This window comes from Hymenobacter sp. CRA2, assembly GCF_002007105.1.
Classification (GTDB): Bacteria; Bacteroidota; Bacteroidia; order Cytophagales; family Hymenobacteraceae; genus Solirubrum.
Window position 1 is genome coordinate 651,158 of sequence record NZ_MVBC01000001.1, and the last position, 13,801, is coordinate 664,958.

The 13,801-nt window shown below is 59.9% G+C and carries 15 protein-coding genes; 7 read left to right on the forward strand and 8 right to left on the reverse strand.

The window, feature by feature from the left end; translation table 11 throughout:
• Window positions 1-20 precede the first annotated feature (20 nt).
• Together B0919_RS02615 and B0919_RS02620 are read left to right on the forward strand one after the other, a co-directional pair.
• Entirely contained in the window at window positions 21-752 is a 732-nt protein-coding gene (locus tag B0919_RS02615; RefSeq protein ID WP_078010631.1) for a hypothetical protein, read from the forward strand.
• Window positions 727-1,500 (forward strand): geranylgeranylglyceryl/heptaprenylglyceryl phosphate synthase, encoded by a 774-nt coding sequence (locus B0919_RS02620; protein WP_078010632.1) that lies wholly within the window; start codon window positions 727-729, stop codon window positions 1,498-1,500. Before B0919_RS02615 ends, B0919_RS02620 begins: the two co-directional genes overlap by 26 nt.
• Before the next feature lie 141 nt (window positions 1,501-1,641).
• On the opposite strand, the gene B0919_RS02625 is transcribed toward B0919_RS02620, so the two are convergent.
• The 7 genes from B0919_RS02625 to panC form a co-directional block, all read right to left on the reverse strand.
• Complete coding sequence (locus B0919_RS02625; RefSeq protein WP_078010633.1) at window positions 1,642-2,565, reverse strand: helix-turn-helix domain-containing protein; 924 nt, start codon at window positions 2,563-2,565, stop codon at window positions 1,642-1,644.
• Window positions 2,566-2,724: 159 nt separating this feature from the next.
• Entirely contained in the window at window positions 2,725-3,864 is a 1,140-nt protein-coding gene (locus B0919_RS02630) for an acyl-CoA dehydrogenase (protein WP_078010634.1), read from the reverse strand.
• 245 nt (window positions 3,865-4,109) lie between these two features.
• Window positions 4,110-4,796: a zinc metallopeptidase gene (locus tag B0919_RS02635; protein ID WP_254846453.1), complete on the reverse strand. Its 687-nt coding sequence runs from the start codon at window positions 4,794-4,796 to the stop codon at window positions 4,110-4,112.
• A gap of 100 nt (window positions 4,797-4,896) precedes the next feature.
• Window positions 4,897-5,382: a D-glycero-beta-D-manno-heptose 1-phosphate adenylyltransferase gene (gene rfaE2, locus B0919_RS02640; protein WP_078010635.1), complete on the reverse strand. Its 486-nt coding sequence runs from the start codon at window positions 5,380-5,382 to the stop codon at window positions 4,897-4,899.
• Entirely contained in the window at window positions 5,366-6,436 is a 1,071-nt protein-coding gene (locus B0919_RS02645; RefSeq protein ID WP_078010636.1) for a lysylphosphatidylglycerol synthase transmembrane domain-containing protein, read from the reverse strand. The genes rfaE2 and B0919_RS02645 overlap by 17 nt, the downstream gene beginning before the upstream one ends.
• 81 nt (window positions 6,437-6,517) lie before the next feature.
• Window positions 6,518-6,865, reverse strand: coding sequence for an aspartate 1-decarboxylase (panD, locus tag B0919_RS02650; protein ID WP_078010637.1), 348 nt, complete (start codon window positions 6,863-6,865; stop codon window positions 6,518-6,520).
• 187 nt (window positions 6,866-7,052) lie between these two features.
• On the reverse strand, window positions 7,053-7,901 hold the full coding sequence (panC, locus tag B0919_RS02655; RefSeq protein ID WP_078010638.1) for a pantoate--beta-alanine ligase: 849 nt from the start codon (window positions 7,899-7,901) through the stop codon (window positions 7,053-7,055).
• A 117-nt stretch (window positions 7,902-8,018) separates the two neighbouring features.
• Here panC and B0919_RS02660 point away from each other — a divergent pair, with 117 nt between their 5' ends.
• The 3 genes from B0919_RS02660 to glmS all read left to right on the forward strand — a co-directional run bounded on the left by B0919_RS02660 (window position 8,019) and on the right by glmS (window position 12,232).
• Window positions 8,019-8,831: a glycogen/starch synthase gene (locus B0919_RS02660; protein WP_078010639.1), complete on the forward strand. Its 813-nt coding sequence runs from the start codon at window positions 8,019-8,021 to the stop codon at window positions 8,829-8,831.
• 34 nt (window positions 8,832-8,865) lie between these two features.
• Window positions 8,866-10,311, forward strand: coding sequence for a DUF4270 family protein (locus B0919_RS02665; RefSeq protein ID WP_176132818.1), 1,446 nt, complete (start codon window positions 8,866-8,868; stop codon window positions 10,309-10,311).
• An 85-nt stretch (window positions 10,312-10,396) separates the two neighbouring features.
• On the forward strand, window positions 10,397-12,232 hold the full coding sequence (glmS, locus tag B0919_RS02670; RefSeq protein WP_078010641.1) for a glutamine--fructose-6-phosphate transaminase (isomerizing): 1,836 nt from the start codon (window positions 10,397-10,399) through the stop codon (window positions 12,230-12,232).
• A gap of 84 nt (window positions 12,233-12,316) precedes the next feature.
• Here the strand turns inward: glmS and B0919_RS02675 are convergent, their stop codons facing one another.
• Complete coding sequence (locus B0919_RS02675) at window positions 12,317-13,003, reverse strand: hypothetical protein (RefSeq protein ID WP_078010642.1); 687 nt, start codon at window positions 13,001-13,003, stop codon at window positions 12,317-12,319.
• Window positions 13,004-13,061: 58 nt separating this feature from the next.
• Between B0919_RS02675 and B0919_RS02680 the strand changes: the two genes are divergently transcribed.
• Both B0919_RS02680 and B0919_RS02685 read left to right on the forward strand, forming a co-directional pair.
• Window positions 13,062-13,448, forward strand: coding sequence for a RidA family protein (locus tag B0919_RS02680; protein ID WP_078010643.1), 387 nt, complete (start codon window positions 13,062-13,064; stop codon window positions 13,446-13,448).
• A gap of 98 nt (window positions 13,449-13,546) precedes the next feature.
• A complete protein-coding gene (locus B0919_RS02685) occupies window positions 13,547-13,732 on the forward strand; it encodes a hypothetical protein (protein ID WP_078010644.1) in 186 nt (61 codons plus the stop codon).
• The last annotated feature ends 69 nt before the right edge of the window (window positions 13,733-13,801 follow it).

Consider the following 13,801-nt stretch of genomic DNA (forward strand, 5'->3'; position numbering starts at 1 on the left):
TCCCCACACCTTTTAGCGCGATGAGCGAACTACACAACCCGCTGTTCGACGACGAACGAGAGTTTCTGGAACGCCAGAAACTGGAATACGAGCGCGCCCTGCTGGGCGACGTGGACCATATCAAGGAGCAAACTTCCCGCGTGGGCAAGTACGTAGCCATTGGCGCGGCTTTGCTCGGCGGGTTCTGGCTGGTCAGCAAGGTTATCGGCCGCGGCGACGAGGACGATGAGGAGGGCTACCGCCCGCGTCGCAAGGTGAAGGGTAAGAAAGGCAAGCGCAAAGCGCACCTGGTGGCCCATTCCGAGGATTACGAGTTCGGCTCCGGGCGCACCGATGTGCACCCGCGCGCCCACTTGGCACCGCCCGTGTACCACGCCACCGCTGCTGCCGACTCCGATCCGTTCCCAGCCTTTGACGCGGCCGATGAGTCAGCACCGGCGCGTAGCCTGGTGCCCGCCGCTGCTCCCACCGGCTATCAGTCGCGCGGCTACCGCGCGGCCCCGCAGCCCGAGCCGCAAAGCTCCCTGCTCTGGGACACCGTGCAGGCCTTCGCCGCTTCCGATACTGGCAAGATGATTATCGGGCAGGTTTCGGGAGTATTGATTGCCCTCGTCACGCGCAAGCTCAATGAGGTGATGGATGTGCACAAAAATTCGGACCTTGCAGCTTCGGCCACTGAGCCGGAAACCAAGGATATCGACTTTGTCATCCACCACGACGACGCGCATGCGCCCGACGCCCCTGCTCGATGACCTGTGCCACCGCCGCCGCCACGCCCTAAAGGCGCTGGCCGTGCTGCTCGACCCCGACGACCTCGACGAGGCCGGCGCGCGCCGCATTCTGGCGCTGAGCGAGGCACACGCCGTGGATTTCTTTTTCGTAGGGGGCAGCCTGGTGACGTCGCAGCACCAAGCTGCCCTTCTGCGTTTGCTCAAGGCCCACTCGCAGGTACCGGTGGTGCTCTTCCCCAGCAACAGCCTGCACATCGACCCGCAGGCTGATGCTATCCTGCTGCTGAGCCTCATTTCAGGCCGCAACCCTGATTTCCTGATCGGCCAGCACGTGGTAGCCGCCCCGCTGCTGCGCGCCAGCCAGCTCGAAGTTTTGCCCACCGGCTACATGCTCGTCGACTCAGGCCGGCAGACTACCGCCAGCTACATGAGCGGCACCACGCCCCTGCCCCACGACAAGCCCACCATTGCGGCCTGCACGGCCCTGGCCGGGGAGCAGCTCGGCCTACGCCTCATCTACCTCGACGGCGGCAGCGGCGCCCAGCAGCCCGTATCAGCGGCCATGATCAAAGCCGTACGCCAGGCCGTAGAGACGCCCATCATCGTCGGCGGTGGCATCAACACCGCCGAAAAAGCCCACACTGCCCTGGCTGCCGGTGCCGACGTTATCGTGGTCGGCAACAAGATCGAGAAGGACCCAGAGTTCTTATCCGAGGTTTCGCGTGTGGTACGCGCCTTCAATACCGTCCGCAGCGCCGCTCTGAACTAAGCGCACCGCAGCTTTCCGGAAGCTTGGCCCCGCGCCATCAAAACGCTCAAACGCAACAGCCCCGACCTGATTGGCCGGGGCTGTTGCGTTTAGATCGTCCACGAAATCCGTGTAATCTAAAAAATCCGTCTAAATCCGTGATTAGATGTTCATGGCCGACTCGCGGCGACGCATCTTACCGGCCGGAATGCCGAACATCATTTTGAAGCGACGGCAGAAGTACGCGGTGTCCTTGTAGCCCACTTCTTTGCCGATGTCGCGGATGCTCTTCTTGGTGGTACGCAGCAGGAACACGGCGCGCTCCATGCGCTGGTACTCGATGTAGTCCTGCGGGTTGATGCCCGTCAGCATCTTGAAGTACTGGCCCACGTAGTCTTCCGACACGTTCGCCACACCCGACAGCACCTTGTTCGACAGGTCGCCGCCAAGGTTCTCCTTGATGTAGTTGAACAGGTCGATGAGGCGCGGGTCCTTGAAGTAAGTGCTGTTCGTGGCCAGTTGCTCCACAAACATCTTGTTCTTCAGGATGTAGCGAATAATCTCGACCACGATATTCTCCGTGTAAATCGAAATCAGACGCTCGCGGCCCGGCAGCTCCTGCAGGCTCTCCTCCACCACCTTGATGACCAGGTTGGCCAGCTTGGAGTTGCCGCTGATCAGGAAGGCCGGCACGTCCAGCGAAGCGAAGAAGTTCACCGAGTCGAACACCTTGGCCTCAAACGACACGAACGAGTGGCTTTCCTCCGCGTCCGAAATCAAATCGAGGTCGGCGTTGGAGTGGAAGAACTTGTCCTTGTTGCTGATCAGGTCGTCGTTGGTGATGGTCTTGCCACCCGTCTCGCCGTAGGTCACGCGGGTCGCGCGGCCGCCGGGGATGAACAACATGTCGCCTTCTTCCACCACCTGGTCGTCTTCGCCAAACGAAACACGGCCCTTGTGTAGCAGAATAATGTTGTTTCCAACGTCGTAGTAGTTGCGCACCGTAAAAGGCTGCTGCAACACTAGATTTTTGGCTTTGATGTAACGAACCCCAAGGGATTCTATCACTTTATTGTAATCTTCCATATTCGGGTACGCAGGTGGGTGGCTCAGTATCAGCGGACTATCCCACGTCCGCCTTCTTGACAATGCAAATTAAGATATAAAAATTCACAAAAACGAAAACCCAGCCGAAAAATCGACTGGGTTTTGTGCAAGCTTTCTGACTTTAAGGCAATTCCGAACTTACTTCAGAATTTCCCGCGAGATTACAATTTTCTGAATCTCAGAAGTTCCCTCGTAAATCTGGGTGATTTTGGCGTCGCGCATCATGCGCTCCACGTGGAATTCTTTTACGAAGCCGTAGCCCCCGTGCACCTGTACGGCTTCCACCGTAGTTTCCATGGCCACCTTCGAGGCGAAGAGCTTAGCCATAGCACCCGACTTGGCGTAATCGAGGTGCGCGTCCTTGTCGTGGGCGGCCTGTAGGCACAGCAGACGAGCCGCGTCGATATTCGTGGCCATATCGGCCAGCTTAAACTGGATGGCTTGGTGCTGCGAAATCGGCACCCCGAAGGCCTTACGCTCCTTGGAGTACTTCACGGCTAGTTCATAGGCGCCCGAAGCAATGCCCAGAGCCTGCGCCGCAATACCGATACGGCCGCCGGCCAGCACCTGCATGGCGAACTTGAAGCCGAAGCCGTCCTCGCCGATACGGTTTTCCTTGGGCACTTTCACGTCCGTGAACATGAGCGAGTGCGTGTCGGAGCCGCGGATGCCGAGCTTGTTCTCTTTCGGACCTACCACGAAGCCGGGCGTGTCGCGCTCTACGATCAGGGCGTTGATGCCGCGGTGCTTCTTGGCGGGGTCCGTCTGGGCAATAACCAGGTACACCGAAGCCGACGAGCCGTTGGTAATCCAGTTCTTGGTGCCGTTGAGCAGGTAATAGTCGCCCATATCCTCGGCCGTGGTGCTCTGCGAGGTAGCATCCGAGCCAGCCTCAGGCTCCGACAAGGCGAAGGCGCCAATCATTTCGCCCGTGGTCAGCTTAGTCAGGTATTTCTGCTTCTGCTCCTCGGTACCGTATTTCTCCAGGCCCCAGCACACCAGCGAGTTGTTCACCGACATGATAACCGAGCAGGAGGCGTCCACCTTGCTGATTTCCTCCATAGCCAACACGTACGACACGGTGTCCATGCCGCCGCCGCCGTACTCGGGGCTCACCATCATGCCCAGAAAGCCCAGCTCGCCCATCTTCTTGACCTGCTCGGCGGGAAACTTCTGGTGCTCGTCGCGCTCGATTACGCCGGCCCACAACTCGTTCTGGGCAAAGTCACGAGCAGCAGCCTGAACGGCGAGTTGTTCTTCGGTGAACTGGAAATTCATGTGGGAATGGGGAGTTGTAAGGCTGGTGAACGTTCGTTAGCCTGGTGGTAAACGTACCGCGAAAGTAGGTAGTTGCCCGAAGGTTATCAACCTGAAGCTGAGAATTCCTTGCGGGCAGACTCTAGCTGTACGCTGCATGCCTAACAAATTCTGGCAGCTAAAGTTTTCTTTCTCCGCAGTTAGGGCCTGCTGAAATGTAAAACGCCCGGCTAGGCCGGGCGTTTTTGGCAATAACAAGCCGTTGGTTAACTGCTGCGGCGGCCGCCCAGCAGGAAGCTGGCGTAGTAAAGCAGCGTGGCCAGCGAGCTGATAGCCGCCACCACGTAGGTCATGGCCGCCCAGCGCAGGCCGTCCTTGGCAATGGCGTATTCCTGCGACGTAACGATGCCGCGACGCTCGATCCAGGCCAGAGCCCGCTTGGAGGCGTCGAACTCCACTGGCAGCGTGATAAAGCTGAACAGCGTCGTCAGGGCGAACAGAGCAACGCCCAGGCCCAGCGGAATGATGGAAACGTTGATGAGGAAGATACCTGCTATCAGCAGCAGGGGCATAAAGCGGGATACCGCACTCAGCGCCGGCACCATAGCCGAGCGGAACTTTAGCATGCCGTAGGCCGTGGCGTGCTGCACGGCGTGGCCGCACTCGTGGGCAGCCACCGCCGCTGACATGGCCGAGCGACCTTGGTAAACCTCAGCGCTGAGGTTCACCGTTTTATCAGCGGGGTTGTAGTGGTCGGACAGCATGCCGTCGGTGGAAATCACGCGCACGTCGTGGATACCGTTGTCGGAAAGCATCATCTCGGCCACTTGACGACCCGAGAGGTTGGATTGCAGCGCAATGTGCGAGTACTGGGAAAACTTACTGCGCAGACGCCACTGGATGAAGAAGCTGACGAGCATCAGCGCAATCATCAGCAAATAGAACGGGTTCATGGAGCAGAGAGAAAAGCAAGAGCAGTGGAAAAACCGTGGAAACTTCGCGCCAGCCGGGGCAGTGGGCGAAGCTTGCCGGTTGCTGCTCGGCGGCTCTGCCCTACTCGGTCATGGTTTGGCGCACGCGCTCCACAATGCGCGTGGTGCTGTAGCCCTGTACCAGGGGTACGGTGAGCACCTGCCCGCCGTTATTCAACACAAACTCGTGGCCAACGATTCCGCTGATGGCGTAGTCGTCGCCTTTGACCAGCACCTCGGGGCGCACAAGCTGGATGAGTTCTAGCGGGGTAGGCTCGTCGAACAACACCACGGCATCCACAAACAAAAGCGAGGCCAGCACCCGGGCGCGTGACACTTCGTCTTGCAGCGGACGGCCGGGTTTGAGGCGGCTCACCGAGCTGTCGGTGTTCAGACCAACCACCAAGGCGTCGCCTAGCTCGCGGGCCTTTTCCAGGTAGTCTACGTGGCCCAGGTGCAGCAAATCGAAGCAGCCGTTGGTGAAGACCACGCGGCGGCTCTGCTGGCGCCAGCCGTCGAGCACAGCGGGCAACTGCTCGCGCGTCAGGATTTTATCTTTCGTCGGCATATGCTACGGACAGTTCGTCAGGGTCGGTGGTAAGCAGGCCTGCTTTGGCGCGGCGGCCGGTCTGCAGCATACTAATCAAGAAGCTGATGCCGCCCATGATTACTACCAGAATGGTTTGGGAGCCGTGCACCACCAGCGCGTAGGCAATGCCGGCTTCGGGCGAGACGCCAAATACCAGCAGGATACTCTGTACCAGCAGGTGAAAGGTGCCGATGCCACCCGATACCGGGGCGGCCATTCCGAAAGCGCCAAACGTGAGCACGGCCAGGCCCGCCCGCATGCCGAGGGTATAGGTTTCGTGGAAAGCGAAGAAGGCCAGATAATCCATCAGGAAATACACCAGCCAGGTAAAGAACGAGTGAAAGAGAAAGGACCACTTGTTCTCCAGCTGCCGGATGCTGAAGATGCCCGCCAGCAGCCCTTTCAGGAAGACCATCAGGCGGTTGAAGAGTTTGTTCTGCCGCAGCCGCTCCAGATTGCGAAACAGCGTGTAGCCCACGATGAGCAGCAACACCACGGCAATGACGGCCGCCCAGAGCAACGGGGTACGGTTGCGGGCCAGAGCGTCGACGCGGGCGGTGCCGCCCAGCAGCTTATCCACCGCGAAGGCCCAGAACTTGTGAAAGTCGAGCAGCAAGGTGGAGCCCAGCAGCGCCAGCAGCACCAGCACGTCGATAACGCGCTCGGTGATGACCGTGCCCACGGCCACCTGCACCGGCACGCCGCTGGAGCGCCGCAGCACCGAGCAACGAATGACCTCGCCCATGCGCGGCAGCACCAGGTTGGCCAGGTAGCCCACCATCATGGCGTGGTATACCTGCCAGAACGTGGTGCGCTGGCCGGCCGCATCGAGCTGCATCTTCCAGCGGTAAGTGCGGCTGAAGTAGCCCAGCACCGAGAGCAGCATGGTCAGGCCCATCCAGCCGTAGTTGGCCTCGCGCAGGTAGTGCCCGATGCGGCTCAGGTCCTGGTCCTTGACGGCGTACACCATCAACGCCCCGGAAAACGCCAGCAGCAGGGCGTATTTCAGGATATTCAGCAGCTTCTTGCCCATCGGGTGCGGCGGGTGGTTCGAGGAAATAACAACAAGAAAGCCAGCGCCCTGGGCCGCTGGCTTTGCTGTCGGGTATCGGAATTAGACTAAGCGGTTGTGCTGGTCGGGGAATACCACCGTGGGCTTATGCTCGCGCGCCACGGCAAAGTCGATGAGCGCGTAGGAGAAGATGATGACGATGTCGCCCACGGCCACGCGGCGGGCGGCCGGGCCGTTCAGGCAGATCATGCCCGAGCCCCGCTCCCCCTTGATGGTGTAGGTTTCAAGCCGCTCCCCGTTGTTCACATTTACCACCGTCACCTTCTCGTTCTCCACCATGCCGGCGGCGTCGAGCAGGTCCTCGTCGATGGTGATGCTGCCCACGTAGTGCAGCTCCGCCTGGGTGACTTTGGCGCGGTGAATTTTCGATTTGAGAACCTCGATGTGCATGGAAAAAACGAGCCGGTGATTTTGGGGCGCAAAGATACAACACTAGGGTGTGAGGGTAAGAGGGTTTGAGTTTGGGATGGCAGAATGCTGTGGAAATGCACCCGCATAGCAGCCGCTGGGAAGTCAAAAAGTCCCCAAAAGCTATAAGCCAGCCGCAATTTCTTTCTAAACTCCTGCCCTCTTACCCTCACGGAGCCAGCACGTTGTCAATCAGGCGCACGCCCCCCAGCCAAGCCGCTAGGCAAAGCACCAGCTGCCGCTCGGGCGAGGGGCCGGCCCAGGCCGGTTCCAGGGTGCGGGCGTCGGCCACTTCCAGGTACTCCAGCTCGATTTCGGGAAACTGCCGCAGCCACTCCGCTGCCTGCTGCTGGGCGTCGCCGGGGCTGGCGCCGTCTTGCAGCGCGGCGGCCGTCAGCTGCAGCGCTTCGTGCAGACGCGGCGCCAGGGCGCGGGCTTCGGGCGAGAGGCGGCGGTTGCGCGAGGACATGGCCAAGCCGTCTTCTTCCCGGATGGTAGGGCAGGTAACAAGTTCTAGATCGAAGCTCAGGTCGGCCAGCAGCTGGCGCACCACGGCCACCTGCTGCCAGTCTTTCTGCCCGAAGTAGGCCCGGTGCGGGCGCGCCAAATGAAACAGCTTGCTTACCACGATGCCCACGCCGTTGAAGTGCCCAGGGCGCTTGGCGCCTTCCATCACCCGCTCCAGCGCCCCGAAATCGAAGCGCAACGCGGTCGGCTGGGGGTACATCTGCTCCACCGTCGGGGCAAAAATTACCGCCGCGCCCGTGTCGCGCAGCAGCTGCGCATCCGATTCGAGGGTGCGGGGATATAATTTGAAGTCTTCGGTGTTATTGAACTGCGTGGGATTGACGAAGATGCTTACCACCACCACGTCGTTTTCGGCTACGGCACGCCGTACCAGCTGCAAATGCCCCTCGTGTAAGGCCCCCATGGTGGGCACCAGCCCGATGCGGCGGCCTTCGCGGCGCCAGGTTTCGGTGAGGGTTTGCAACCCGGCGGCGGATTCAAGTATCTCCATGTCAGCGAGACGCCCCCGGAAGGTCCGGGGGGAGTATAATGGATTTATCGGGCAAAATTGTTTAATTTTGTGCAGCCCAATGGTGTTTCCTTTTTCTAACCTCTCCATTACCCCCGTATGTCGAAGCTGAGAATCCTCTACGCTGCCACGGAAATCAACCCGTTTCTGCAAACGACCCGGGTAGCAGAGTTCCTGCGGCGCCTGCCTCAAGGAATGCAGGAAATGGGGATGGAAATCCGCATTTTCGTGCCCCGCTTCGGCATCATCAACGAACGGAAAAACCGCTTGCACGAAGTAGTGCGCCTCTCGGGCATCAACATCGCCGTGGGCGAGGATGAGAAGCCGCTCATCATCAAAGTTGCTTCGATTCCGAACGCCAAGCTGCAAGTATACTTCATCGACAACGAAGACTACTTCCACCGCAAGTCGGTGCTGCGCGACAAGAACGACCAGTTCCACGCCGACAACGACGAGCGCGCCATCTTCTTCTGCAAGGGCGTGCTCGAAACAGTGAAGAAGCTCGGCTGGTCGCCGGACATCGTGCACTGCAACGACTGGATGACGGGCCTGATGCCCCTGTACCTGAAAACGACCTACAAGAAGGACCCGATTTTCAAGGACGCCAAGTCGATTTTCACGGTCTACAACAACGAATTTGACCACAAATTCGAAGGCAACATCATCGAGAAGGCCAAGATGCTCGACATCGACGACTCGATGCTGACCGCTCTAAGCTCGGCTGACTTTGCCGGCTTCGTGAAGATTGGCATGGAGTACGCCGACTCGGTGGTGCGCTCCGACGAAGATTTCAGCGACGACCTGAACGCTATGTTCCAGGAATACGCGACCCGTCACCGTCTCGGCCAAGTGGCTGATGATGAGAACCTGCTCAGCTCTTACTACGCCCTGTATAATGAACTGGCCAACTAGGCTGTTTTCCCTTCGGACGTCTACGGCCCTGCTGTTGACGTCCGCTTTGTTTTCGCTCGGTTCGTGTGAAGAAGACGTCACGGACCTCGGCGTAAACCTGCCCGGCACTACGCCCATCAGCACGACTTACGAGGACTTTGCGGCGACGCCCATTCAGGCCTCTACGGTGCTGCAAACCGGGCTACCAACCGCGCTTAAGGACCACTACATCGTGGGGCGCCTGCAGGATGGCAACACGCGCGGCCAACTGGAAGCCAAAGCCTTTTTGCAGCTTACCCAACTGGCTTCGCCTACCTCGCTTGGCGACCTGCTGCCTTCCAAGTACGCAGCTCAGAACCCACGTCTGGACTCGGTGGTGCTGTTTGCGGGCTTCGATCAGGTGTACGGCAGTGCCCGAGACAACATAAGCATCAGCGTGTACAACCTGGCGCAGCCACTGGACGAACGTGCCTCGTACAACTCTGCCAGCACGGTTCCGCTGGGTCAGCCTGTTCGCACAGCCATTCCGGCGCTGATCAACCGAGTCATCCGCAACAAGGCTGGCAATCAGGACAGCATTCTGCTGCCGCTGCGCCTGCCGCTGAAAAAAACGGGGACGGAATCGTCGCCGTTCGTAGACGATTTCTTCAACAATTTCCTGAAGACGACAACGTCGGAGCGCATTACGGATCAGCAGCTGGAAAGCAAGTGGCCTGGAATCGCACTGCTGCCGGCTTCCAGCGGCACCGCCATTGGGTTTAACCGGTCGCCGGCTTCCAAAATTGTCTTCTACTACCGGGTGACCCCTACTGCGACGGATACCATGACGCGCAGAACGTACAATTTGTACTTCAACGACCCCGGCACGTTGGGAAACGCTTCTCCGCGTTACTTCACCAACATCAACTACGACCTGACGGGCGCTGGCTCGCCGTTTGGCGTACTGCAGGGCAATAGCACGGCGGAGGTGCCTTTCATCAACTCCGGGGGTACGACCTACGCTCAGGAAGGGACCGGTCTGGCCACCAAGCTGGTTATTCCGGGCCTGGAGACACTGCGCATCCGTCAGCAAACCGAAAACCTGATCATTAACCGCGCTGAGTTGATTATTCCGGCTCGGCCGTATAGCACAGGGCAGTTCAGCGCGCCGGCCCAGCTGTACCTGTACGAACTTGGCTCCGACAACAGCGTGCTGACCTACCTCAACGGCGTTACGCCTACGGAACGGGCGGTGCAGCAGGACGGATACAGCGTTACGACGGCGGGCAAAGAGGAGCCCTTTGTGCTGCGCGATACCAGCGCCACCAGCAAGTACTACACCGGGCTGATGACGTCTTACGTGCAGGCCTACGCCAAAAACCAATTGGCCGGGCCGCTGCCGGCAGCGTTCCTGCTTTCGCCCACGCTGCGCCGTGGTGGCACGCTGTCGCTGAACCGGGCGGCCCTCGATGCCTCCAACATCCGCCTGCGGGTGTACTACTCCAAGCCGGCGGCGCGCTAAGCTTTACCTTTGCGAATACGGCACGCCCTTTGCCATAGGGCGGCGCTTTCCATTCCCTGACATTTTACTTTCTTCCTGACACGCTATGTGCGGAATTGTTGCTTACATCGGGCACCGTGAGGCCTGCCCCATCATCCTGAAAGGTCTGCACCGCCTGGAATACCGCGGCTACGATTCGGCAGGTATCGCGCTGCTCAACGGGGAGCTGAACGTTTTCAAAAAGAAAGGCAAGGTTGCCGAACTCGAATCGTTCATTGCCGATAAGAACGTGCACGCCCACGTGGGCATGGGCCACACCCGTTGGGCTACCCACGGTGAGCCGAACGACGTCAACGCGCACCCGCACTACTCTACTTCGGAGCGCATTGCCATCATTCACAACGGCATCATCGAGAACTACGCCGCCCTGAAGCAGCACCTGCAGCACCAAGGCCACGAGTTTCACTCCGACACGGACACGGAAGTATTCGTGAACCTGATCGAGGAGATTCAGAAGCAAAACAACTGCTCGCTGGAAGAAGCCGTGCGCCTGGCCCTGCACGAAGTGGTGGGCGCTTACGCCATCGTGGTGCTGAGCAAAGACAACCCGAACCAGCTCATCGCCGCCCGCAAAGGCTCGCCGCTGGTTATCGGCGTGGGTCAGGAGGAGTTCTTCCTGGCTTCGGACGCAACGCCCATCATCGAGTACACCAACGAAGTCGTGTATGTCAACGACTACGAAATTGCCGTTATCCGCGACGGGAAACTCGACATCCGCACCAAGGAAGACGTGCAGCAGACGCCCTACATTCAGAAGCTGGAGCTGGAGCTCGACAGCATCGAAAAGGGTGGCTACGAGCACTTCATGCTGAAGGAAATCTTCGAGCAGCCGAAGTCGATCCTGGATTCGATGCGCGGCCGCCTGGAGCTGGAAGCCGGCCACCTGAACATGGGCGGTGTGCGGGCTTTCGAGCAGAAGTTCCTGAACGCGCACCGCATCATCATCGTGGCTTGCGGTACCTCCTGGCACGCCGGACTGGTAGCGGAGTACCTCATTGAGGACCTGGCCCGCATCCCGGTGGAAGTGGAATACGCCTCGGAGTTCCGTTACCGCAACCCGGTGCTCTCGGAGCGCGACATCGTTATTGCCATTTCGCAGTCGGGCGAGACGGCCGATACGCTGGCCGCCATCGAGCTGGCTAAGAGCAAAGGCGCCACCATCTTCGGTATCTGCAACGTGGTGGGCTCGAGCATCGCTCGCGCCACCGACGCAGGGGCGTATACCCACGCCGGCCCGGAAATCGGCGTAGCCTCGACCAAGGCCTTCACAGCTCAGGTGACGGTGCTGACGCTGCTGGCCATGATTGTGGGCTACCGCCGCGGCACGCTGGCCGACCAGCGCCTGCGCGAGCTGACGATGGAGCTGCACACCATTCCGCAGAAAGTGGAGAAGGCGCTGGAGCTGGACACCGAAATCCGCCAGATTTCGGAAATCTTCAAGGACGCCACCAACTTCCTGTACCTGGGCCGCGGCTACAACTTCCCGGTAGCCCTGGAAGGCGCGCTGAAGCTCAAGGAGATCAGCTACATCCACGCCGAAGGTTACCCCGCGGCCGAGATGAAGCACGGTCCTATCGCGCTGATCGACGAGAACATGCCGGTGGTCGTTATTGCTACCCGCGACAGCTCGTACGAGAAAATCGTGTCGAACATTCAGGAGGTGAAGGCTCGCAAAGGCCGCATCATCGCCGTGGTGAGCGAAGGCGACAAGGTGATTCCGCAGATGGCCGAGTTCGTGGTGGAGGTACCCCACACCTCGGACGAGCTGATGCCGCTGGTATCGGTGATTCCGCTGCAGCTGCTCTCCTACCACATTGCCGTGCTGCGGGGCTGCAACGTAGACCAGCCGCGTAACCTGGCCAAGTCGGTAACGGTGGAATAAGCGCTTCGGCTACCTGCCATAAGAAAAGGCCGCTCCGGAATTCCGGGGCGGCCTTTTTGCGCTTGCGCGGGCGGGCAGTACAGGCTACACGTTGAAGGATCCCCCGCGCAGGGCCATGCGCTTGAGAAGTGGGCAGATATGGTAGCGCGGGTCGTGGGTGTCTTCCCAAAGCATGCTGAGCACGTCGTGAATGCGCCCCACACCCACCGCGTTGGCCCGAGCCAGCACGTTGCCCAATACGGGCTCCAGCACTGCTCCGGCGCCTGATGGAGTGATAATACCCTCCTGCAGCGCGAAGCAGGCTTCATTGACGGCAAGCGCCAGTAGCCGCGGCGTGAACAGGCCCACGCGGTCGGCCACCAAGCAATGCGCAGTGCCAAGACGGGCACATACATCGGCCAGCTGCTCCGCATCTGCTTCGTCGTAGACGCTGACTTCGAGCAGCGGCCTGTTTAGCAGGGTGGGCAGCCCACTGAACCCAAATACCGAGTAGGCTGGTTTATCGGTCCCGAAGCGGCCGGCCAGGGACTCGGTGGCCGCCTCCACGAAGGCAATGATGCCCTCCTTTTCTTCGTAGAGGGGGCCGTAGTTGCCGAAATCGAACACGACATCCGCCGTAGGCAGGGCGTCGTCGAGCAGGGGCATGGCGGCCTCAATCTCATCGACGAGGCGGCCCGGACCGGCTGGCACGAAGGTGTACTGGTGCGCGGCGCCGAACTTCTGGCGGAATTCGGCTTCGAGGTGCTGGCCGTCGAGGATGAGCAGATGCATGGTTTTGGGTAAGTTCAGGCCCCGAAATTAGGGCTTCGGCCCGCTCTACCTTTTCCCCATGGCAAACACCATCATCAACTCGCCGGACGCACCGGCTCCCATCGGTCCGTACAGCCAAGCCGTGCAGGCCGGCAACACCATTTACGTCTCGGGCCAGATTGCGCTGGACGCCTCGGGCGGGCAGCTCATCGGTGAAGGCGACGTGCAGGCCCAAACCCACCAAGTGATGCGCAACGTGCAGGCCGTGCTGGCAGCCGGCGGCTACTCGCTGCAGGACGTGGTGAAGTGCAGCATCTTCGTGAAGGACCTCGGCCACTTTGGCACCATCAACGAAATCTACGGCTCCTACTTCGGTGCCGGACCCTACCCCGCCCGTGAAACCGTGGAAGTAGCCCGTCTGCCCAAGGACGTACTGGTCGAAATTTCCTGCATTGCCGTCAAGTAGTGAATTTGTGAAAGGTGAAGTTGTGAAGTACTGAGTGCGGTCAAACAGCCGTTGATGCATTCACAACCTCTCAACTTCACCTTTCACCATTTGACTTTATGAAAGAACTCGGACTCGGCCTGCTGCTCATCGGACTGGTATCCATGATTCTGCCCTTGGTCAACATGAACTTCATGTTCCTGGGCTGGATCAATAACTGGGGCCCCACGGCGGCCTGGGGTATCCGGGGTGGCATTACGCTGCTGGGGCTGGTGCTCTGGCTGGTCTTCCGCAACCGCGACTGAATCCAGTTTAAGCGTTGGGGAGTTTAAGCGTTAAGGAGTTGCGGAGTTGGGCGTCCCCCTAAACTCTCA